The sequence below is a fragment of the Pseudomonas grimontii genome (genome assembly GCF_007858185.1).
In the GTDB taxonomy this organism is placed as follows: domain Bacteria; phylum Pseudomonadota; class Gammaproteobacteria; order Pseudomonadales; family Pseudomonadaceae; genus Aquipseudomonas; species Aquipseudomonas grimontii.
Genome location: NZ_VFES01000036.1, coordinates 1 through 19,714, shown reverse-complemented (window position 1 = coordinate 19,714; position 19,714 = coordinate 1). Strand labels below are relative to the sequence as shown.

Annotated in this window: 19 protein-coding genes; 9 read left to right on the top strand and 10 right to left on the bottom strand. The window is 57.1% G+C overall.

Going from position 1 to position 19,714, the window contains the following annotated elements; translation table 11 throughout:
• Positions 1–32: 32 nt before the first annotated feature.
• The gene (atzF, locus tag FIV39_RS31330) at positions 33–1,829 is read left to right on the top strand and encodes an allophanate hydrolase (RefSeq protein ID WP_090403641.1); all 1,797 of its coding nucleotides are present in this window, start codon (positions 33–35) and stop codon (positions 1,827–1,829) included.
• Positions 1,830–1,831: 2 nt separating this feature from the next.
• Entirely contained in the window at positions 1,832–2,521 is a 690-nt protein-coding gene (locus FIV39_RS31325) for a GntR family transcriptional regulator (protein ID WP_090403643.1), read from the top strand.
• A 71-nt stretch (positions 2,522–2,592) separates the two neighbouring features.
• Here FIV39_RS31325 and dapA read toward each other — a convergent pair whose 3' ends face one another.
• From dapA to FIV39_RS31290, 7 genes are all read right to left on the bottom strand, one after another.
• Positions 2,593–3,513, bottom strand: a complete 921-nt coding sequence (gene dapA, locus FIV39_RS31320) for a 4-hydroxy-tetrahydrodipicolinate synthase (protein WP_146371692.1) — start codon at positions 3,511–3,513, stop codon at positions 2,593–2,595.
• Between the two features lie 281 nt (positions 3,514–3,794).
• Positions 3,795–3,932: an alpha/beta hydrolase family protein gene (locus tag FIV39_RS31315; protein ID WP_244176300.1), complete on the bottom strand. Its 138-nt coding sequence runs from the start codon at positions 3,930–3,932 to the stop codon at positions 3,795–3,797.
• A 17-nt stretch (positions 3,933–3,949) separates the two neighbouring features.
• A complete protein-coding gene (locus FIV39_RS31310; RefSeq protein ID WP_090403647.1) occupies positions 3,950–4,429 on the bottom strand; it encodes a VOC family protein in 480 nt (159 codons plus the stop codon).
• A gap of 34 nt (positions 4,430–4,463) precedes the next feature.
• The gene (locus tag FIV39_RS31305) at positions 4,464–4,607 is read right to left on the bottom strand and encodes a nuclear transport factor 2 family protein (protein ID WP_390620726.1); all 144 of its coding nucleotides are present in this window, start codon (positions 4,605–4,607) and stop codon (positions 4,464–4,466) included.
• A 9-nt stretch (positions 4,608–4,616) separates the two neighbouring features.
• Positions 4,617–5,237, bottom strand: coding sequence for a LysE family translocator (locus FIV39_RS31300; RefSeq protein WP_090403649.1), 621 nt, complete (start codon positions 5,235–5,237; stop codon positions 4,617–4,619).
• 275 nt (positions 5,238–5,512) lie between these two features.
• Positions 5,513–5,887, bottom strand: coding sequence for an L-alanine exporter AlaE (gene alaE, locus FIV39_RS31295; RefSeq protein WP_244176482.1), 375 nt, complete (start codon positions 5,885–5,887; stop codon positions 5,513–5,515).
• A 147-nt stretch (positions 5,888–6,034) separates the two neighbouring features.
• Positions 6,035–6,952, bottom strand: a complete 918-nt coding sequence (locus FIV39_RS31290) for a LysR family transcriptional regulator (RefSeq protein ID WP_090403653.1) — start codon at positions 6,950–6,952, stop codon at positions 6,035–6,037.
• A 179-nt stretch (positions 6,953–7,131) separates the two neighbouring features.
• Here FIV39_RS31290 and FIV39_RS31285 point away from each other — a divergent pair, with 179 nt between their 5' ends.
• Entirely contained in the window at positions 7,132–7,779 is a 648-nt protein-coding gene (locus FIV39_RS31285; RefSeq protein ID WP_090403656.1) for a hydrolase, read from the top strand.
• 59 nt (positions 7,780–7,838) lie between these two features.
• Here FIV39_RS31285 and FIV39_RS31280 read toward each other — a convergent pair whose 3' ends face one another.
• Positions 7,839–8,765, bottom strand: a complete 927-nt coding sequence (locus FIV39_RS31280) for a LysR family transcriptional regulator (RefSeq protein WP_090409941.1) — start codon at positions 8,763–8,765, stop codon at positions 7,839–7,841.
• A 137-nt stretch (positions 8,766–8,902) separates the two neighbouring features.
• Between FIV39_RS31280 and FIV39_RS31275 the strand changes: the two genes are divergently transcribed.
• Together FIV39_RS31275 and FIV39_RS31270 are read left to right on the top strand one after the other, a co-directional pair.
• The gene (locus tag FIV39_RS31275) at positions 8,903–9,313 is read left to right on the top strand and encodes a RidA family protein (protein WP_090403658.1); all 411 of its coding nucleotides are present in this window, start codon (positions 8,903–8,905) and stop codon (positions 9,311–9,313) included.
• 101 nt (positions 9,314–9,414) lie between these two features.
• Positions 9,415–10,284: an AraC family transcriptional regulator gene (locus FIV39_RS31270; RefSeq protein WP_090403661.1), complete on the top strand. Its 870-nt coding sequence runs from the start codon at positions 9,415–9,417 to the stop codon at positions 10,282–10,284.
• A 59-nt stretch (positions 10,285–10,343) separates the two neighbouring features.
• On the opposite strand, the gene FIV39_RS31265 is transcribed toward FIV39_RS31270, so the two are convergent.
• Entirely contained in the window at positions 10,344–10,700 is a 357-nt protein-coding gene (locus tag FIV39_RS31265; protein WP_090403663.1) for a VOC family protein, read from the bottom strand.
• A gap of 103 nt (positions 10,701–10,803) precedes the next feature.
• Between FIV39_RS31265 and FIV39_RS31260 the strand changes: the two genes are divergently transcribed.
• The gene (locus FIV39_RS31260) at positions 10,804–11,547 is read left to right on the top strand and encodes a class I SAM-dependent DNA methyltransferase (protein WP_167361110.1); all 744 of its coding nucleotides are present in this window, start codon (positions 10,804–10,806) and stop codon (positions 11,545–11,547) included.
• A 153-nt stretch (positions 11,548–11,700) separates the two neighbouring features.
• On the opposite strand, the gene FIV39_RS31255 is transcribed toward FIV39_RS31260, so the two are convergent.
• Positions 11,701–13,356 (bottom strand): methyl-accepting chemotaxis protein, encoded by a 1,656-nt coding sequence (locus FIV39_RS31255; protein ID WP_090403668.1) that lies wholly within the window; start codon positions 13,354–13,356, stop codon positions 11,701–11,703.
• A 1,052-nt stretch (positions 13,357–14,408) separates the two neighbouring features.
• Between FIV39_RS31255 and FIV39_RS31250 the strand changes: the two genes are divergently transcribed.
• The 3 genes from FIV39_RS31250 to FIV39_RS31240 all read left to right on the top strand — a co-directional run bounded on the left by FIV39_RS31250 (position 14,409) and on the right by FIV39_RS31240 (position 19,464).
• Positions 14,409–15,284, top strand: a complete 876-nt coding sequence (locus tag FIV39_RS31250) for a nucleoside 2-deoxyribosyltransferase (RefSeq protein WP_143513865.1) — start codon at positions 14,409–14,411, stop codon at positions 15,282–15,284.
• Positions 15,284–15,817 (top strand): restriction endonuclease, encoded by a 534-nt coding sequence (locus tag FIV39_RS31245; RefSeq protein WP_090403670.1) that lies wholly within the window; start codon positions 15,284–15,286, stop codon positions 15,815–15,817. Before FIV39_RS31250 ends, FIV39_RS31245 begins: the two co-directional genes overlap by 1 nt.
• 725 nt (positions 15,818–16,542) lie before the next feature.
• Positions 16,543–19,464 carry an Eco57I restriction-modification methylase domain-containing protein gene (locus FIV39_RS31240; RefSeq protein WP_146371690.1) on the top strand — a complete coding sequence of 974 codons (2,922 nt, stop codon included), beginning with the start codon at positions 16,543–16,545 and terminating at the stop codon, positions 19,462–19,464.
• Positions 19,465–19,714: the final 250 nt, after the last annotated feature.

The window sequence follows — 19,714 nt, the reverse complement described above, 5'->3', positions numbered from 1 at the left end:
AATCCAAACTTGGATACAAGATGGAGTTTCCCATGCACAACGTTTTTGGCTGGACCCTCGGTGAATGGCAGGCCGCTTACCGCAGCGGCGCGATCAATACGGACATTTTGCTGACCCTGGCCGCGCAATACCCCACCGAGGACACCGCCTGGATCGCCCGCGCCCAGCCGTCGTCATTGGCCGAGCAACTGGCACAGTTGAGCGAACGACTGGCAGCGCTGGGCGGCGATATGGCCAAGCTGCCGTTGTATGGCGTGCCGTTTGCGATCAAGGACAATATCGATGCGGCGGGCTGGGACACCACTGCTGCCTGCCCTGAGTTTGCCTACCGCGCGACACAGGATGCCTCGGTCTTGCAAAAGCTGCGCGCAGCCGGCGCGATCCTGATGGGCAAGACCAACCTCGATCAGTTCGCCACCGGCCTGGTGGGCACACGCTCGCCGTATGGCGCGGTGGGCAACAGCTTTAATGGGGATTACGTCAGCGGTGGCTCCAGCTCTGGCTCTGCGTCGGTGGTCGCCCGCGGGCTGGTGGCGTTTTCCCTGGGCACCGACACGGCAGGCTCCGGGCGTGTACCGGCGGGGTTCAACAATATCGTCGGCTTGAAGCCGACCAAGGGGCGCTTGTCCAATACCGGCCTGGTACCGGCTTGCCGCACGGTGGATTGCGTCTCGGTGTTTGCGCTGACCGTGGAAGATGCCGAGACCGTGGCGCACGTCGCGGCGGGATACGACCCCAGCGATGCCTATTCCCGCGCCAATCCCAACACGGCACCAGTGGCGGTGGGCGCTGCGATCAAGCTGGCCGTCCCGGCGACCCTGGAGTTTTTCGGCGATACCCAGAACCAGGTCGTGTTCGAACAGGCCGTGGAGCACTTCAAGACGCTGGGCGCGGTAATCACCCCGGTGGATTTCACCGCGTTCAAGGAACTGGCGGACCAGCTGTACTTCGGCCCTTGGGTCGCTGAGCGCACCGTGGCCCTGGAAAGCATGCTGTTAAACCAGCCCGAGGCAATCAACCCGGTGGTGCGCGGCATTGTCGAAAATGGCCGCCAGTACAGCGCTTGCGACGCCTACAAAGCCGAATACCTGCGGGCCGAACTGAGTCGCCGTATCAATGACAGCCTGGCCGGTTTCGATGCCTTGCTGGTGCCGACTTCGCCAACCCTGCGCACCATGGCCGAGATGGCGGAAGAACCGGTGCGCTACAACTCGCAGTTCGGCTACTACACCAACTTCACCAACCTGGCCGACCTTTCGGCCCTGGCGCTGCCCGCCGGTTTGCGCGCCGATGGCTTGCCCAGCGGCATTACCTTGCTCGCGCCGGCCTGGCATGACACGGCGCTGGCGCACCTGGGCAAGCGCTGGCAAGCCAGCCTGGACCTGCCTTTGGGTGCCACCCAGCGCTATTTGCCGGCTCCGTCCGCACCCACCCAAGCGCCCGGCTGCGTGCGCGTGGCGGTGGTGGGCGCGCACCTTACCGGCATGCCGCTTAACGTGCAGCTCACCCGCCGTAACGCGGTGCTGGTGGAGCAAACCCTGACCGCCGACACGTACCGCCTGTACGCGTTGCCCGGCACGGTCCCGCCCAAGCCCGGGCTGGCCAAGGCGGACAGCGGTCGGGCGATCATCGTCGAGCTCTGGGACATGCCCCTCGCACGCTTCGGCGAGTTCGTCGCCGAGATCCCCGCGCCGCTGGGGATCGGCAACCTGCTGCTGGCGGATGGGCGCAGCGTCAAAGGCTTCATCTGCGAGCCCTGGGCGCTGGCGGATGCCCTCGACATCACCGAGTTCGGTGGCTGGCGCGCCTTTATTGCGAGTCGCGGTTAAGCATGCGGGCCAAGACACGCCCCGACAGCCTGGCCGAGCAGATCTACGCGCAGCTCAAGGCGGACATTTTCGAGTTTCGCCTGCTGCCGGGTGATCGCTTCAGCGAGGGCGAGGTGGCCGAACGCATGCGCGCCAGCCGCACGCCGGTGCGCCAGGCGCTGTATCGCCTGGAGAAGGAAGGTTACCTGGCGGTGTATTTTCGCAGTGGCTGGCAGGTGAAACCGTTTGATTTCGCCTATTTCGAAGAGCTCTACGACGTGCGCATCGTGTTGGAACTGGCCGCTGTCAGCCGCTTATGTGCGATGGACGAACCGAACCCGATGCTGCAAGCGCTGCAGGCCACCTGGCAGGTGCAAGCGCGCGAGCGCCTGCAGGACGCCCAGGTTGTATCGGCGCTGGATGAACGTTTTCACTGCACCCTGGTGGAAGCCACCGGTAACCGCGAGATGGCGCGCATGCACTACGCGATCACGGAGCAGATCCGCATCATCCGGCGACTCGACTTTACCCAGGCGTCACGCATTGCGGCGACGTACGAAGAGCATGGGCAAATACTCGCGGCCATCGTGCAACGGCAGGGTGATCAGGCGCAGCAACTGCTGAAGCGGCATATCGAACTCAGCAAGCAGGCGGTGCGCGAGATCACGTTGCACAGGTTGCATATGGCCCGGCAGCCCGATCTCCCGAGCTAAGGTGGGCCTTTGTGGCGAGGGAGCTTGCTCCCGTCGGGCCGCGAAGTGGTCCCAAATCAAGCCAGCACGTTTTACCTGAAGGTTTGCGGTGACTGGGCTGGGGCTGTTTCGCAACCCAACGGGAGCAAGCTCCCTCGCCACAAGTTGACGGTGTTGAGCCGCGCCAGCACCGCCTCGGTGGCCCGCTGCATCGGCGCACGCAACTCACTGTCGATCAAGCCCTCCATTGCCAGCGCGGCTTTCACCGGCGCCGGGTTGGGCTGCATGAACAGCGTGTTGATCAACGGCACCAACCCAAGGAAAGTGGCCCGCGCCTCAGCCAACTGGTTATCCCGTACCTGCTGCCACAGCGCCACAAACTGTTCGGTGCACACATGCGCCGACGCTGCAATCGCGCCGCTGGCGCCCAGGCACAGCGCATTGAAGATCTGCAGATCCTCGCCGCACAACACATCCGCCTCACCGCTGGCCAACACCGCCAGGGTATTGCCCAGGTTGCCGCCGCAGTCCTTGATCGCCACGATCCGCGGGTGCGCGACGATGTTCAGCAAGGTGGCCTGCTCGAAGGTCACGCCAGTACGGTAGGGAATGTCGTAGAGAATGATCGGCACGCTGGACGCATCGGCCACCGTGCGAAAGAACGCTTCAAGGCCGGCCTGGGAAGGGCGGATGTAACTCGGTGCCGGTACCAGCAAACCCGCCAGCGGGCGCTTGAGGATCTCGGCCTGGAATTGCAGCAGCTCAATCTGGTTGTTGCTCGCCAGGCCCATCACCACGCGCTGGGCGGGCACCAGTCGCAATACCGCATCCAGCACGGCCAGTTGTTCCTGGCGGCTGAGCGATGCGGCTTCGCCGGTGGTGGTGCACACCATGATCCCGGCCACGTGCTTGGCCAGCAGGTGGCTGACCAACCGGTGCAGGCCGGCAAAGTCGATGGCGCCATCCTGGAACGGCGTGACCACGGGAACCCAGATACCTTGAAACGATGACATGCACTTTCTCCTGATGATTGACCGCTTGAGTCACCGTCAGAAAGGCATGGGGAATTGTGCAAGGGGGAGGGAGTCCGCGCTCAATGTCCTGTCAGCTCATCTGACGGGACAGCGCGCCCCGGTCACATGAGCGACTGTTTCTTCGATTTGAGGGCGTGCGCAACGCAACCTTGCGCCTTGGCAATCAAGCCAATGACGGAACGGTTAACGACTGAGGTTGCGGACATAAACTGACACACCCTGAATGAGGCCTCCATCTTCAGGGGATGTCAGTAAATGTGTCAAGCGCGTTGCAGGTGTTCACGCACAAATGCGCGGATTTCTGCGGCAAGCTCTGCATCTTCCGGCGCGCCCATGAAACCGCCATGGGGCATCGCTTCGAACACATGCAGCTGCGCCGGTACCCGCGCCTGGCGCAAGGCCCGGTGCAGGCCGGTCAGCCCTTTATCGCGGCTTCTATCGCCGCAATGTCGATCTTGGTCATGGTCATCATCGCGTCGAATGCGCGCTTGGCGATGGCCGGATCAGCGTGTGCCACCGCGTCCGTCAACACCCGAGGCGTGATCTGCCACGACACCCCCCACTTGTCCTTGCACCAACCGCAGGCGCTGGCCTGGCCGCCGTTGTCGATAATAGCGTTCCAGTAGCGATCGGTTTCGGCCTGGTCATCGGTAGCGACCTGGAAGGAAAACGCTTCGGTGTGGGGGAATATCGGACCGCCATTCAGGCCGATACACGGGATGCCCAAGACGCTGAACTCGACGGTCAATACGTCGCCCTTTTTACCCGACGGGTAATCCCCCGGTGCCAGGCGCACGGCTTTCACGGCGCTGTCCGGGAAGGTCTTGGCGTAGAAGTTGGCCGCCTCCTCGGCGGTGCCGTTGTACCAGAGGCAAAGGGTGGTTTTGCTGGTCATGATGGCTCTCCACGTGAGAATGGGTGCGTGAAGTTTAGACGGCCAGCTGCTGTTCGATAGCCGCCTTGGCGTTGTAGCTCACGTCCGGGTGGACGAAGTCGCCCAATCGGTTCCAATCCTGTTGGTTGAGGCAGTCGATGTAGCCGAGGTACAGGTCGGCAAGTTCGTTGCGGGTCATTTTTTTCCCTCAAGCCCTGCGCGCGGTCAACAACACCGTCGCCGCCGCCGATAACAATCCCGCGCAGCAGCGATTGAATAGGCGTTTGCCACGCGGCTCGGCAAACCAGCGACGCATGTGCAGGCCCATGTAGGCATAGGCGCTGATGGCGATCCATTCCAACACCAGGAACATCGCGCCCAGCAGGGCGAACTGCGGGGTGACGGGTTGGCCGGGGACCACGAATTGCGGGAGGAACGCGGTGAAGATCAGGATGGCCTTGGGGTTGCCCGCCGCCACCAGAAACTCCTGCCGCGCCAGTGCCCACACGCTCACCTTGGCGGTTACCGATTCCACCTCCGCCTGGGGATTCGCGCGCCACAGCTGAACCGCCAGATACACCAGATACACCGCGCCCAGGATCTTGATCGCGTAGAACAGCAGTTCCGAGGTTTGCAACACCACCGCCAACCCCGCAGAGGCGAGGGCGATCATGCCGGCGAAGGCCAGCAGGCGGCCGATGCCGGCGATGCAGGAGGTGCGGTAGCCATAGCGGGTGGCGTTGCTCACGGAGAGCAGGTTGTTGGGGCCGGGCGCCATGTTCAGGGCGAAGCAGGCGGGGATGAAGAGGGCGACGGTGGCGAGGTCCATGGCGGCTCCGATTTTGGACGGGCGGGAGCGCCGAGGATAAGGGGAGTGGGGGTGGTTGGACAATGCGCGCTCGCGGATCGAAAAAATGCCAACGCACGTCGAGCAGGTTGGATTCAGCTTGCTGCTGGTGTTTCCTCAGTCTCTGAGACATGCGCGCGTAGGCGTTGGCCGGTGATGTCCATCAGCCGGGTTGCGTGATCGCTGCTTACCAGAATGTGCGATTCTGGCCGATTTCTGCCCGTCACGAACGGCAGAAATCGGCCAATAGCAGCCCCTCAACTGTTCAACGACATCGGCCTGTCACCCCCCGCAGGCAAGCCAAACAGCTTGCGTACTCCGTTAAGAAACGCCCCATAAGGTCGCCCCAGCACCAACATCATCACCGCCGCGCCCACAGTTCCACGCACCAGGCCACTCCCTGATGCGCCACTGATGGCAATGATCGCGGCATAGATGGGCACCTGGAAACTGACCAGGGCGATACTGTCCCAGAGCAATCTGGAAAGCCGACCCTGACTGGCTCGCTTCATCACCCAGTCCCGCCAGATGCCGTAGGGTCTGGCGACTGGAACCATCAGGGCGGCTCCCAGGAGGCGGGCATGAAGGACCTGATCCCACGTCATGCCGGCAATGAAACGTTCATTAATGATGCCGGTGGTCGTGAAAAACAGAATCAGCGCCGTGGTGTCTGCAAGAAACGCAGTTCGACGCCTTGAGTGTTGCTCGCGTAGAGGCAAATCACATCTCCTCGCCATTCGCTTGAGGGGCGGGCCTGTCGCGCCTGCTGTGCGTCGGCATTACGCCAGCGCTTCGTCCTGATGTGACCGCGGTGGTACCGCAAGGTGCGGGGATTCGCCGAAGTACTCGATCAGCAGTTCGATGAGGACACGTATTTTTCGGGTGGGGTGCGGGCCTGGCGGGCGGAGGATGTAAGCACCGGCCGGTGGTGGTGGATGGTTGGTCATGATCGGCACAAGTGCGCCGGATGCCACGTGTTCATGGGTGAGGCAATCGGGCAGGTAAGCGACGCCAAGGCCTGCGATCGCGGCGGCGGCGAGGGCGGTGCCGTTGTCGGCCTTGAAGCGTCCTTGCGGGCGAACCGTGACGATCTTGCCGCCCTCGATGAATTGCCAGGCTTCGGTGCCCTGCGTGAGCGCCTGATGGGCCTGCAGTTCGTCCGGCATCTGGGGTGCGCCGTGCGCCTTGATGTAGTCCGGGCTCGCGACGAGCTTGGTATAGACCGGGCCAATACGCCTGGCGATCAAGTTGGAATCCTGAAGGTAACCCACCCGGATTGCGCAATCGTACCCCTCGGTAATCAAGTCGACGAAGCGGTCGCTGTAGCAGGTCTGCAGGTGCAACTGAGGATGACGGCGTGCCATTTCCGCGAGTACCGGCGCGAAGTGAGTCGGGCCGAACGACAGGGGGACCGCGACGCGCAAGCGTCCGCGAAGGGGGCCGGCGGGCAGGATTGTCTCCCTGGCGATGTCGATCTCGGTGCAGACTCTGGCGGCGTAGTCGCGGAACGTCGCGCCAGCCTCGGTGAGCGACGCCCCGCGAGTCGAGCGTGCCAGCAATTGCACGCCCAGCTCTGTTTCCAGCCGCGCCAGTCGGCGACTGACGATCGACTTCGACACGCCAAGCCGCAGCGCAGCCTGTGAAATCCCCCCGGCATCCGCCACTTCCACAAACGTCTGCAGTTCTTCGATATCCATGCTTGCGTTCCCCTTTGCGCGACACAGCTCGCCTCGGAATGCTACTACTGCATCGAACATGGGAACAGCACAATGGATTTTCCAGGCACGGCATCATCCGAGCGTGTCCTGGAATCCGTTACCCGCACGGGCTTCGGCCCTTTCACAAACGTGCGTCACCCATAAAAAAGGATTTGCCCATGGCAAGCGAGACTCTCCGCAACCCCCACACCGACTCACTCCTGACCCCGGAAAATTCGGCGTTGATCATCATTGATTACCAGCCCGTTCAGGTTTCGTCGATCCGCTCGATGCCGCGTGATGAACTCGTCTTCAACATCACCAGCGTCGCCAAGGCGGCGCTCAACTATAACCTTCCAATCATTCACTCGACCGTCAACGTCGCGACCGGGCGCAACAAGCCACCGATCCAGGCACTCCAGGAGGTGCTCGGCCATTTGCCAACCTATGACCGTACCTCGATCAACAGTTGGGAGGACACCGAGTTCAAGCAGGCGGTCAAGGCGCTCGGGCGCAAGAAACTCATCATGACCGCACTCTGGACCGAAGCCTGCCTGACATTTCCGGTGCTCGACGCGATCCAGGAAGGCTATGACGTGTATGTGCCGGTCGATGCGGTCGGCGGTACATCGCTCTGCGCGCATGAGGCCGCGTTGCGCAGAATGGAACAGGCTGGCGCAAAGCTCATCAGCCGGGTGCAGATGTATTGCGAATTGCAGCGTGACTGGGCGCGAGAAGTGACTGTGCCGGGGTTCATGGGCGTGTTCGAGAACTTCGACGGGTTCAACGCTGAAAAGGCTTTGGAGGAGGCGGCCAGCAAGGCCTGATCAGCCGCTAGTTAATGAAGGTGGCGCTCGCCAAAGCGGGCGCTGTCTCAATCGGGTGCCTACCTCCTGCGCGGCTCCCCGACAGGCGCATGCACTGCCATCAACTCCGCCACCCACTCGATAAACACGCGCAACTTGAGGCTGATATGCCGGTTTGGCGGAAAGGCCACGTAAAGCGGCATCGGATCAAGGTCCCAGTCCTCGAACAACGGCACTAATTCGCCCCGCGCCTCGAAGGCCTTCGACATGTAGGTGGGCAGCCACAGCACCCCAAGACCGGCCAGGCCGGCGGCGAGGTAGGCATTGCCGTCATCGACCGCCAAGGCGTAGCGGCCCTTGATCTGCAGGCTTTCAAGCTGCTTGCGCATGGTATAGGGCACGGGTTTGCCGGTGCGGGCCCATAGGAAGCCGACGATACGATGATTCGAGTCTTCCAGTTCCTGCGGATGCGCGGGCGTGCCCACGCGTGCCAGGTAGCTCGGCGCGGCGAAGACACCGAGCGGCAGGTCGCCTACCCGGCGGGCCATCAGCGACTGGTCGATGAGTTCGCCGCCGCGCACCACGCAATCGACGTTCTCATCGATCATGTCGACGATACGGTCGCTGACACCCATGTCGATCTGGATGTCCGGGTACCGGGCGTAAAACGCAGGCAATGCGGGCACCAGGATCATGCTCGCCAGCGGGCTTGGCACATCCACGCGCAAGCGCCCCCTGGGCAGCGTGGCCGCGCCGGACAGGCTGGTCTCGGCGTCGTCCATGTCGGCCAGCAGTTGCAGCACGCGCTCGTAATACACGGCTCCGTCGGCCGTGACGTTGACTTTGCGCGTGGTGCGGTTAAGCAATTTGACCCGCAGGCGTGCCTCCAACTGCTGCACCAGTTGCGTCACGGTGGTCTTGCTCATGTGCAGGGTTTCGGCGGCCTTGGTGAAGCTGCCGGCTTCCACCACACGAGCAAATGCCTGCATTGCATCAAAACGGTCCATGACGGCCTCGGCGATCGATTGTTTGGGTTTCACAAACAGTGCTGGCTAAGGTTGCTGGTTTATCGCCCTGGCACAAGCCCTTAGAGTCTGCCCATCGTTAATTGCGGGTCAGTTTCGACCCTTTGCTGGAGGCATCCATGACGTCGCGTGATGTGGTTTTTCCGCCTGGCCGCCAGGCGCTGTATGAGCGCAATCGCTATTCGCCGGCCATCAAGTCCAATGGCTTTTTATTCGTCTCAGGACAGGTCGGCAGCCATGAAGACGGCTCGCCCGAGCCCGATCTGGAGGATCAGGTGCGCCTGGCGTTCAACAACCTGAATGCGATCCTAAGCACTGCCGGGTGCACCTTCGACGATGTGATTGACGTGACGGTGTTTATCGTTGATCCCGAGTCCAGGTTCGAGACGATCTGGAAGGTGGTGCCGGAGTTCTGGGGCGAGGCGCCACACCCGACGCTGACTGGCGTAGGGGTTACGTGGCTGTATGGGTACCAGTTTGAGATCAAGGTGATTGCCAAGCTTCCAGACCCGGGGCCAGCGATCACTTAAGGGGGCGACGAGGCACATACACCTCAGCAAGTACGGCTAGGCGCAGGCATGTCGGTATAGTCGATCCTATCGTCCAACGCATACCCCGGAGCTTCCAACCCGTGTCTGACTTGCCAGGCAACGCCGCCTACACAAAGCGCTTCGACGCTGTACTCGCCTATATCGACGCGAATCTTGAAGGTGACTTGTCGGTGAAGACGCTGAGCCAAGTGGCGCATTTTTCGGCGTTTCACTTCCATCGGCAATTCACCGCGTTCGTGGGCATGCCTGTTGCGCGCTATGTGCAATTGATGCGTCTACGACGCGCGGCGCATGGCTTGTCTTCCCGCGCTGATTATTCGGTGCTGGAGGCGGCGTTGGGCGCCGGCTTCGAAAGCCCCGAAGCCTTTTCCAGGGCGTTCAGGCGCGCGTTCGGCATGGCGCCGAGTGCATTCAGCAAGCGACCGAACTGGCAGCTCTGGCGTGCGGTGTTCAGCGTCCCTCATTTTTCCAGGAGCATCATCATGCAGGTAAGAATTGTGGAGTTTCACGCAGTCACGGTGGCGGCATTCGAGCACTGCGGCGACCCAGGGCTCGTGAATGAAAGCGTGCAGACATTCATCGCGTGGCGCATGCACAGCGGACAGTCGCCGGTGGCTTCAAGTCGCAGCTTTGGTATTCCTTTCGGCAATCCTGATACCACCCCGGCCGAGGCGTTTCGGTTTGCCATTTGCGGCGAAATTCAAGAGGCGCTGGCAGCGAATAAGTTCGGCATCACTGAACGCGTCATCCCGGGCGGGCGCTGTGTGGTGGTGCGTCACGTGGGTTCACCGGATCACATCGCAGAGTCGATCTATCCGATCTACCGCGACTGGCTGCCTGGCAGCGGCGAGGAGCTTCGAGACCAGCCCTTGTTTTTCGAATACCTGAGCATTTCTCCTGAGACCCCGCAGGATCAATGGCAGACCGATATTTATGTGCCGTTGCAGTAGCGGGGCTCGCCAGCTTGTGGGAGCGCAACTGCGCTTCCACACCTGGCGTTGTGGCCAACCTACGGTTGCGCCGTCCACACCGCCAGTTCATAACCGTCCGGATCAATGAAGTGAAACCTGCTGCCACCGGGGAACGAAAAGGTCTCGCGGCTGATCACGGCGCCGACGGATTTGAGCCGCTGCTGCGTGCCTTCAAGATCATCCGCATACAGGATCACCAGCGGGCCACCCGGTCGAACGGGCTCCCCGGTAGTGAACCCGCCGGTCAGCCTGCCATCGCTGAACTCGGTGTAGGTGGGGCCGTAATCGACGAATACCCAGCCGAAAACGGCGCCGTAAAAGGCTTTGCTGCGGGCGATGTCGCCTACGTTGAACTCGATATTGTCGATCTGTCGGTCTTGACCGCGAACGCTCATGGTTGCCTCCTTGGCGGATGGTTGAGGCGCGAGTGTAGCGGTTTACGCTCAGGACTGGGTTACCATGGCGCCGCGAAATTCCCGCCGAACTCTCTGGCCACTTATGTCCTCCAACGCGCTGTACACCGACCTGTCCATCTACTACGACCTGATGTGCGCCGACATCGACTACCGCGCGCAGAGCCACAGCGTACGCCGCCTGCACCAACTGTTCGGTAACAGCGGGCACCGCCACCTCGACCTTGCCTGCGGCACCGGGCCCCATGTGCGCCACTTCCTCGACTTCGGCTACCACAGCGCCGGCCTGGACATCAGCCAACCGATGCTGGACCTCGCCCAACTGCGCTGCCCCGAAGCACAGTTCAGCCGCCAGGACATGGCCGGTTTCCAGGTGGACGAACCGCAAGACCTGATCACCTGCTTCCTGTACTCAACCCATTACAACCCCGATCTGGCCCAACTGCGTGCCTGCCTCGCCAGCGTGCACGGCGCACTCGCAGAAAACGGCGTGTTCTGCTTCAACGCGGTGGACAAACTGCACATCGACAACCGCTTGCTCGTACGCCATAGCGTCGACTTTGAAGGCAGCCACTTCACCTTCGGCTCCGGCTGGCATTACAGCGGAGAAGGGCAGCAGCAGGCGCTGCGCCTGAGCATCGAGAAGACCACGGCGGGGGTGACTGAGGCCTGGCAGGATGAGCACACCATGGTGGCGCTGAGTTTCACTGAATTGCAGGCGCTGTTACAACCGTACTTCGAGGTGCAGGTGTTTGAGCATGACTATGAGCGGATCACGCCTTGGGAAGGCGTGACCGGGAATGCGTTGTTTGTGTGTGTGAAGCGTTAATAACCGGCCAGCGCGCGTTCAGCTGATTTGACCGCGCTTCTTCTGAGGGTGAAACCTGGGTCCGCACGCGTGCAGCACGCATGCCGGCGGCTATTGCAAAGCACGCCAGCGCTTGCCGGTTGAAATGGTCTACAGCTTGGTTCGACGCAGCCCCTAGAGCTGAAAGCGCGAGATGTTCTCTCGCAATGTCACGCTGGTGCGTGCCAATCCTTCGCTTTCCTGCTGAGCGCTGCGGAAGGCTGCAGCGGATTGCTCGGCGCTTTCGCTGACGGTCACGATGCCCCGGCTGATCTGCTCGGCAACGGTACTCTGCTGCTCGGCGGCAGCGGCGATTTGGTGGTTCATGCCGTTGATCCGCTCGATCATGGTTACGATCGTGCTTACCGCGTCACCAGCCTCGGAAACGCCGGACACCGACTGCGCGCTGGAGCGCTTGCAGCGTTGCATATGCTGCGAGGTCTCGTCGGCAATTTTCTGCAGACTGGCGATCAGCCCCTCAATCTCTGAGGTGGCCTTCTGGGTACGCTGTGCCAGGCTGCGCACCTCGTCGGCTACCACCGCGAAGCCGCGTCCGGCCTCGCCAGCACGGGCAGCTTCGATGGCTGCATTGAGGGCCAGCAGGTTGGTCTGGTCGGCCACCGACTTGATCACTTCAAGCACGCCGCCGATATTGCCGGTTTCATTCTTCAGCCGGCCCATGGCCATGTTGGACTGTTCGATTGTCTCGGCCAGCTCGCCGATCATGTTGACGGCATCTTTGGCCTTCTGCTGGCTGTACAGGGCCGCACTATCGGCCTCGCTGGCGGCACTGGCGGCGGATTCGGCATTGCGCGCGACATCCTGCACGGTGGCGGCCATTTGGTGAACGGCGGTGACGATCTGCTCGACCTCGCACTGTGCCATGGCCACGCTTTCGGCGTTTCTCAGGCTCGATTGGCTAAGCTCCTGGCTGGATTCGGCCACGCTCTGTGAGGACCGGTTTATGCCCTTGGCCATGTCCCGCAGGTTCTCCTGCATGCTCAGCAGGGCGGCCATGATGCTGGCTTGTGGTGGCTCAAACGTGTGCTCGCTAGCGCGCAAATCGCCCTGGGCAACCCGTTGGGCAAGCTGGTTAAGTTCACTCGGTTCGGCACCCAGCGCGCGCAGCAGGTTGCGGCTGATGACGTAGCCCAGTACCGCTGCTAGTAAGACGGCCAGCGCAGTAATGGCGAGCAGCAGGTTGCGTTGTGACAGATAGTTTGCGTCATTTTCGCTGACCTGCAGGTCTGCCTTCTGGTTGGTGTAGCGCAGGTATTCGCCAATTGCCTGGGTCAGCTCGGCCAGTAATGGTGTGCACTGCTCGCTGACCATGCGCAGGGCCTCGTCGTTTTCACCCTTGAACAGGTGCTCGGCAATGGTGTGCGCTACCGGTTTGTAGCGGCTCTCGACCTGCTCGATGGTTGAGAACAGTTCACGTGCTTTGGGCGACACATCACCATGGTTATCAATTGCCTGGCGTAGCGCGGCGAGGCTGCTGGCCACCATTTGTTCGTTGACGGCAATCGCGCCCCGCTGCTGTCCTCTCGCGGTGACATTGCTATTCAAGGCGATGTTACGCAGGGCAATGGCACGCTGGGCGGCGGCGTCGTTCAGTGTGTTGGCCAGGCGGGTACGTGCATCAACGCCATTAACGTAGAGAAAAAAGTCCTTATTGCTGTTAGCCAGGGCGTACAGCGAGATAGCGGCGATCAGCAACATAAACGCGAGCAGGCTGGCATAGCCGGCATAGAGACTGGTACGTGTCGAGAGCCGGGGAGTGTGCGATGGCATGATGTACCTGCGTAATGGGAGGAGCAATTAGGGGCACCTGCAAGGGTATGTATTCGCCCTTGGTCCGCATCCTGCGCAGGTATTCTTTTGTTCGACGCAACGAGTAGCGGCGTTATTTCCTAGCTGGCTTAAACTTGTACAAATTATTATTCCTGTACAAGTCTTGTACAACTATATTGGGGTGATGTCGTAATGACATTATTCAATCCCGATGAACGGTCAGTAACCACCGGTTTCTGGCAGGCGCGAGAAATAGAGGCCTGGCTATCGGGCTGACTACTGTTGGCGGCGATACAGCCCAAGGCCATCTTTGGGCCGATAGAATCCTGTGAGTGCTGTAGAAATGCGTAGCGCTATTTCTGTACAGGTATTTTGTAGGGGGGCGAGCTAGGGCGCGCTCGTTGTGAGCATGCGCTGCGACAGGGGCTGTTGCCGTTTCATCGCGAGCCGCGTTGCTGCGAGAAATGGCTCCCGGTTATGGGGGGCGAGTTCATTCTCGGATCTCCATGCGAGATGGCGGGGCGGGTTTGCCCAACGTGCGGCGAGGGGGTTATGCGAATGGCGAGCGATGGCGTTGACAGCCCCACTTGCGGGACATTCATGCCGGCTGGCCGAGCATGAGAGGGACTAGCGGATTGATCGACATGAACGTCTGAATGGTCGATTTTGCCAGCTTATTTTAACCGCCAGTTATCTCCGGCGTTAATGTCTGCTTTTGGCCGATTTCTGCCCGTCGCGACCGGCGAAAAACGGCCATGAGCAGACAGTCAATGAATTACTGCTCTCGATCAGCCCTTGGTAAACGCTGCTGATGAAAAAGAAACGCCTCGCCCTATTCTATCTAGTCATATTCTGGATCAGGCGCAAGGTTGCACATCTCAATGTGAGATCGTACAGGGCGTACTTGAATCACAGTCTGAACTTTAGTCAATAACGAGTAATCGGTCGGGGGGAGGAGGCAAAGGTCTCTTGTTTTTCTATTTTCTTAAGGATATGGTTTGTGCTAGGCGGTGCTAGCGCTGAGCCATATTCAATATACCTACGGTAATGTCATGTCTGATATCTCGAAATCAAGTTCTAAGCGATGCTATATCTCCGCTCCATTCGGGCTTGAACTTGATGTTCTTCCTATGCTGCTTGCAGAGCGAGATGTATTTTGGGAGTGGGCCAAGGACGAGTCCTATGAGGGCAGAGATGCTACTGATAGAATTGCGGCAGCCGATTTTGTAGTGGTTATTCTAAACGGTACTAGTGCTGATTATCGGGGTGCATTTGAAGCCGGAGTGGCTGCCGGACTTGGCAAACCAGTTTTTCTTATCCAGACCAAAGCTCGCACAATCCCAATTGATTACAGTCGATTCACAATTGTTAAGGCCAGCCTATCCAATAATGAAGCTCTAAAATTTCATCTAGACCTATTTTTGGCATCGCCACCCGTGCCATCAGTGAGCACTGGCACCAAACGCTCGAAGAACGACACGTCTTCTCGGCTGGCCAAGGTACGCCAGCCAGTACGCCCTTTCGATTCTCTTGTTGAAAAGAGAGTATTTGATGCTGTGATCGCAGCGGGTGGAAGTGCGATTTCCCAGCCTCAGTCAACTCCAGGCGCGAAATTTCGCCCTGATTTACTTGCGTGGCTTGGTAATTTAGACCCTGAACTGCTGGATCCGGTGGTGATTGAAGTTAAGGGGGATGTTAGTTTAGAAAATGCTCTCCTACTTAATCAGCGACTATGGGACTTTATACAGTCAGCACGCCTAGAGCTAGCCTTGGTTGTTACTACTTCGATTCCGCCCCGACCCGAACAGCAACTTTCACCAAATGTGCTTTGGCTAACGATTCAAGATTTTGAGCGTCTAGTTAGTTCTGGGCAGCTTGGCGAATATATAAGAAAAACTCGAAATCGTATCGTACATGGAGTGCGATAATGGCTTTAATCGACCATGTATATATTGCTGATAAGCTTGTGGCTGGCGACGCGGGAAATACTGCGGAGAAGGGTGCCGCTTTAGAAGAAGTTGTCGCGGAAACGCTATGTCAACTTGAAGGAGTTGGGGTGATAAAGAGAAATATTCTCGATAATGCTGGCTCGCTTGAGATCGATATACTTTTATACAACCATCGTCTGCGAGATGGTTTGCCTTTTCTTCCAACCCATCTAATTATTGAGTGTAAGAACTGGCAGGCACCTGTAAACTCTGCAACGTTAACTGTCTTTACAGGAAAGCTCAGAAAATTCCGCGTAGACTTTGGTATTTTGGTCGCTGCAAATGGAATAACCGGCGATGCGCAAGATCGCACAGCAGCTCATGCCCATCTTCGAAGCGTGTATGACCGAGATGGTTTAGCAGTAATTGTAATCACTCGCGCAGAAATTGAGGCTTTACGTGATACTGAAGACTTAGGTCTGTTGATGCGCGAGAAATATGGTGATTGTATCATGGGCGCAGACCAATTCTAGGTCCTAGTCAGGTTAGCGGAACTCGATGAGAGACCGCTTAACCCATCACTTTTATCGCCTACGGTTTCGTAGACTGCGAATGACCCTTATTGGCGATTGCAGCCTGTCGCTTAGGGCAGCAACCTACCCACGCTGTGTAAAAACGTTTTTGAGCAGATTTGACAGTCAGGACTGGAACGAGAATCGCGCTCCTATGCAAATTCCTGATCTGCTGATTGACCAATCGCGAGCAGATTTTACGTAGCAACGCAGACTTCAAAACGGCGCATGCGTTTTCACACAGCCTGGGCCCATTGATGTCCTTGGGAAAGGCCTAATCGGCTAAAAACGACCATTCGTAAGCGAAAAATCTACGGCAGACCAAAATGTGTCAAGCAGATCAACGCAAGTCAACAGCGCGTTGGTGTATAACTCTTCCCAACGGCCACTATATCGCTACAATTATCGTTGTAGCCAGGAAGGCAGGGGAGGGGCATGAAAGTTACCCGCCTTGTCAGTAAAGGAAGGATCTGGTCAAAGGGGGCATGCGATGCAACTCAGGTTGATTTAGTTCTGAGTCCAGTTTTATCGGGCATATTAGAAGTTATTAAGCATGATTTTTTAATAAAATGGTAAATAAAGGAGTGCGGTGTTCGGCGGCTTTATGTATGTAGCCCCTACCCCAGTACTGTACTATGATTTTATGTGGTCTTGTGACCCCATGAATGTATTTAGAAGGATGAAAAATGCTCGCCCCATCGACTATTCTAACCTTGATAGAAAATTTCGAACGCAACTTCGACGCATACATCAATGGGCAGTACAACGAGACTCAGGTTAGGCGCGACTTCATTGATCCTCTTTTCAAAGCACTCGGCTGGGACATGGATAACAGCTTGGGCTATGCAGAGGCCTATCGAGATGTCATTCACGAAGACACGATTAAGGTTGGTCTCTCTACTCGCGCGCCGGATTACAGCTTTCGCGTTGGCGGTGCGCGCAAGTTTTTCCTCGAAGCAAAAAAACCTTCGGTTAATGTCAAAGAAGCTGCTGAACCAGCATTTCAATTGCGCCGCTATGGCTGGTCGGCCAAACTACCACTATCCATCGTCACTAACTTCGAAGAGTTTGCTGTATATGATTGCCGCCAGAAGCCTAACAAAAGCGACAAAGCTAGCAAATCTCGATTGTTCTATTGCACCTTCCGTGACTATGCGGAAAGATGGGGTGAGATCGCTGAAATATTTTCCAAGGATGCTGTACTCAAAGGTTCTTTCGATAAGTACGCAGGTACCGCCAAAGGCAAGCGTGGTACCACTGAAGTAGACCGTGCGTTTCTGGAAGAAATTGAAGGCTGGCGTGTACTGCTGGCGCGGAATATCGCACTGCGCAATACAAATCTAAATCAGCGCGAACTAAACTTTGCTGTACAACAAACCATAGACCGCATTATTTTCCTGCGGATTTGTGAGGATCGAGGTATCGAGCCCTATGGTCGGTTGCAAGCACTCGTTAACGGTAAAGATACTTACGCTCGGCTCACAAAGCTATTCCGCGAGGCGGATGATCGCTACAACTCGGGACTGTTTCATTTCACTGAAGAAAAGGGACGTGCCGGTGCACCAGACAAATTCACGCCACATCTGAGCATAGATGACAAGCCGCTCAAAGAAATTTTTAAAAACCTCTACTACCCGGATTGTCCCTACGAGTTTTCCGTACTTGGTGCGGACATCCTGGGTAGCGTATACGAACAATTCCTTGGCAAAATAATCCGTTTGACCGCAGGCAGTCGTGCTGTAGTCGAGGACAAACCAGAAGTCAAAAAAGCCGGTGGCGTGTTTTATACCCCTGCTTACATAGTTCAATACATCGTCCAACATACGGTCGGTAAATTATTGGAAGGAAAGACTAGCAAGCAGGCCGAGGGCATCCGTATCGTGGACCCCGCTTGTGGTTCAGGCTCTTTTCTTATCGGCGCGTATCAATACCTGCTCGATTGGTATCTGGCGCGTTATGTTGAGGAAGGCACGGTAAAACACAGTAAAGGTAAGGCTGCGCGCATCCGTCCCTCTACTAGTGGAAACTGGAGGCTTACCACTGCGGAAAAAAAACGCTTACTTCTAGAACACATCTATGGTGTGGACATCGATACGCAGGCAGTGGAAGTTACCAAGCTTTCATTATTGTTGAAAGTACTGGAAGGCGAATCTGGCGAATCATTGAACAGCCAGATGAAACTCTTTCACGATCGAGTGCTACCTGATTTGGATCTTAATATCCAGTGCGGGAACTCCCTTATTTCACCCGATTTTAATAATATGCAATTAGAACTCGACGATGAGGCGGTGCAGCGTATCAACGTGTTCGATTGGCAGGCCGCGTTCCCGCAGGTTTTCCAAGCTGGTGGATTTGATGCGGTAATTGGCAATCCGCCCTATGTGGATATAAAAAGCCTCCCAGAAATTTACGTGCGGTATTTATTTGAGAACTATTCCTGTTCGAATAGCAGGATTAACCTGTTTGCGGCTTTTATTGAGAAAACATTGGGCATTTGCAAGCAGAAAAAATTCGCTCACTCCATGATTGTTCCTACTGCGCTGTTAACTCAAGAGTCTTACCGCACTCTAAGAAAAATGATTGTTGATAACTATCAAGTTTCCAGCGTAGTGCGCTTGCCCAATGAGTCGTTTGGCGTGGCAGCTGGGGATGTGAAAGTGGATACCGCAATTTTTGTATTCCAAGAGAAAAATAAAATCCCCCCTCCGATTCAGGTAATCAACTATGCAGGATATGAGCGGGTATCTGTGATTGATCCTTCGACCTCACATGCCTGTGTTTCAGTTCCGCATAAACAATGGTCCATGCCTCATGACTATATGTGGTCGCTTAATACCGGGCTTAATGAAAACAATGTTTTGCAAAAAATTGAGAGCCGAACAGTACCATTGGAAATGTGCGCTGATTTTTGCTTGGGTCTTACTCCATACGATAAATACAAGGGGCATACCGAAGATCAGATCAAAGGTCGAGTATTTCATGCGGCAAGTAAGAAAGGGAGTACGTTTAAGCCGCTGCTAGCTGGGAATGATGTAGGGCGATATTGGGTTAAGTGGAATGGAGAGCAATGGATTAATTATGGGCCATGGCTTGGTGCCGCTCGACAGCAGCGCTTTTTCTCGGAACAACGGATTTTAGTAAAGCAGATCATTGATTGGACGAGCAAACGTATTTGGGCATCTATCACTGAAGATGAACTCTATAACACCCAAAACGCTTTCAATCTTCTAGCAAAGCAGGGATTTAATTTGAAGTATCTGCTTGGAATCATTAATAGTAAGTTAATGACTTTCTATCACAGCAAAAAATTTCTCGATGAATTCAAGATGCGGTTTCAAAAAATACTCATTAAAGATGCACGTCGATTCCCTATTCGAGTCATCGAGCCAACTAACAAAATCGACCAAACTACCCATGACAAGCTAGTAACATTGGTAGACAAGATGCTTACTCAGCAAAAGCTATTCGTAGCCGCAAAACTTCCGCAGGACGCTGCCCAGCTGCAGCGCCAGATACACAACACCGACAAGCAGATTGATCAGTTGGTGTACACGCTTTATGGGCTCACCGATAAGGAGATTGGGCTGGTGGAGGGGGCAGGACAATAGGGGGTGGCCACAGACTATCTGTGGTTCTGCTCCGATGGACTAGGCCTCCATGAGCTGCACTGCAAGGTCGACAAATTCCTGATGAGTTGATTTCCGTTCCATTGCTCAGCCTGTATCCCTTAGGGATGGTCTGAAGTAGCCATGTATTTCCCCGGCATACCACCTAGCGCAACTTTTAAACTCGCCAAATGATCAAAAAACAATCAATTCGACGAGTATTTCTTACGTTTTCGCCACCCGGACCCCACTC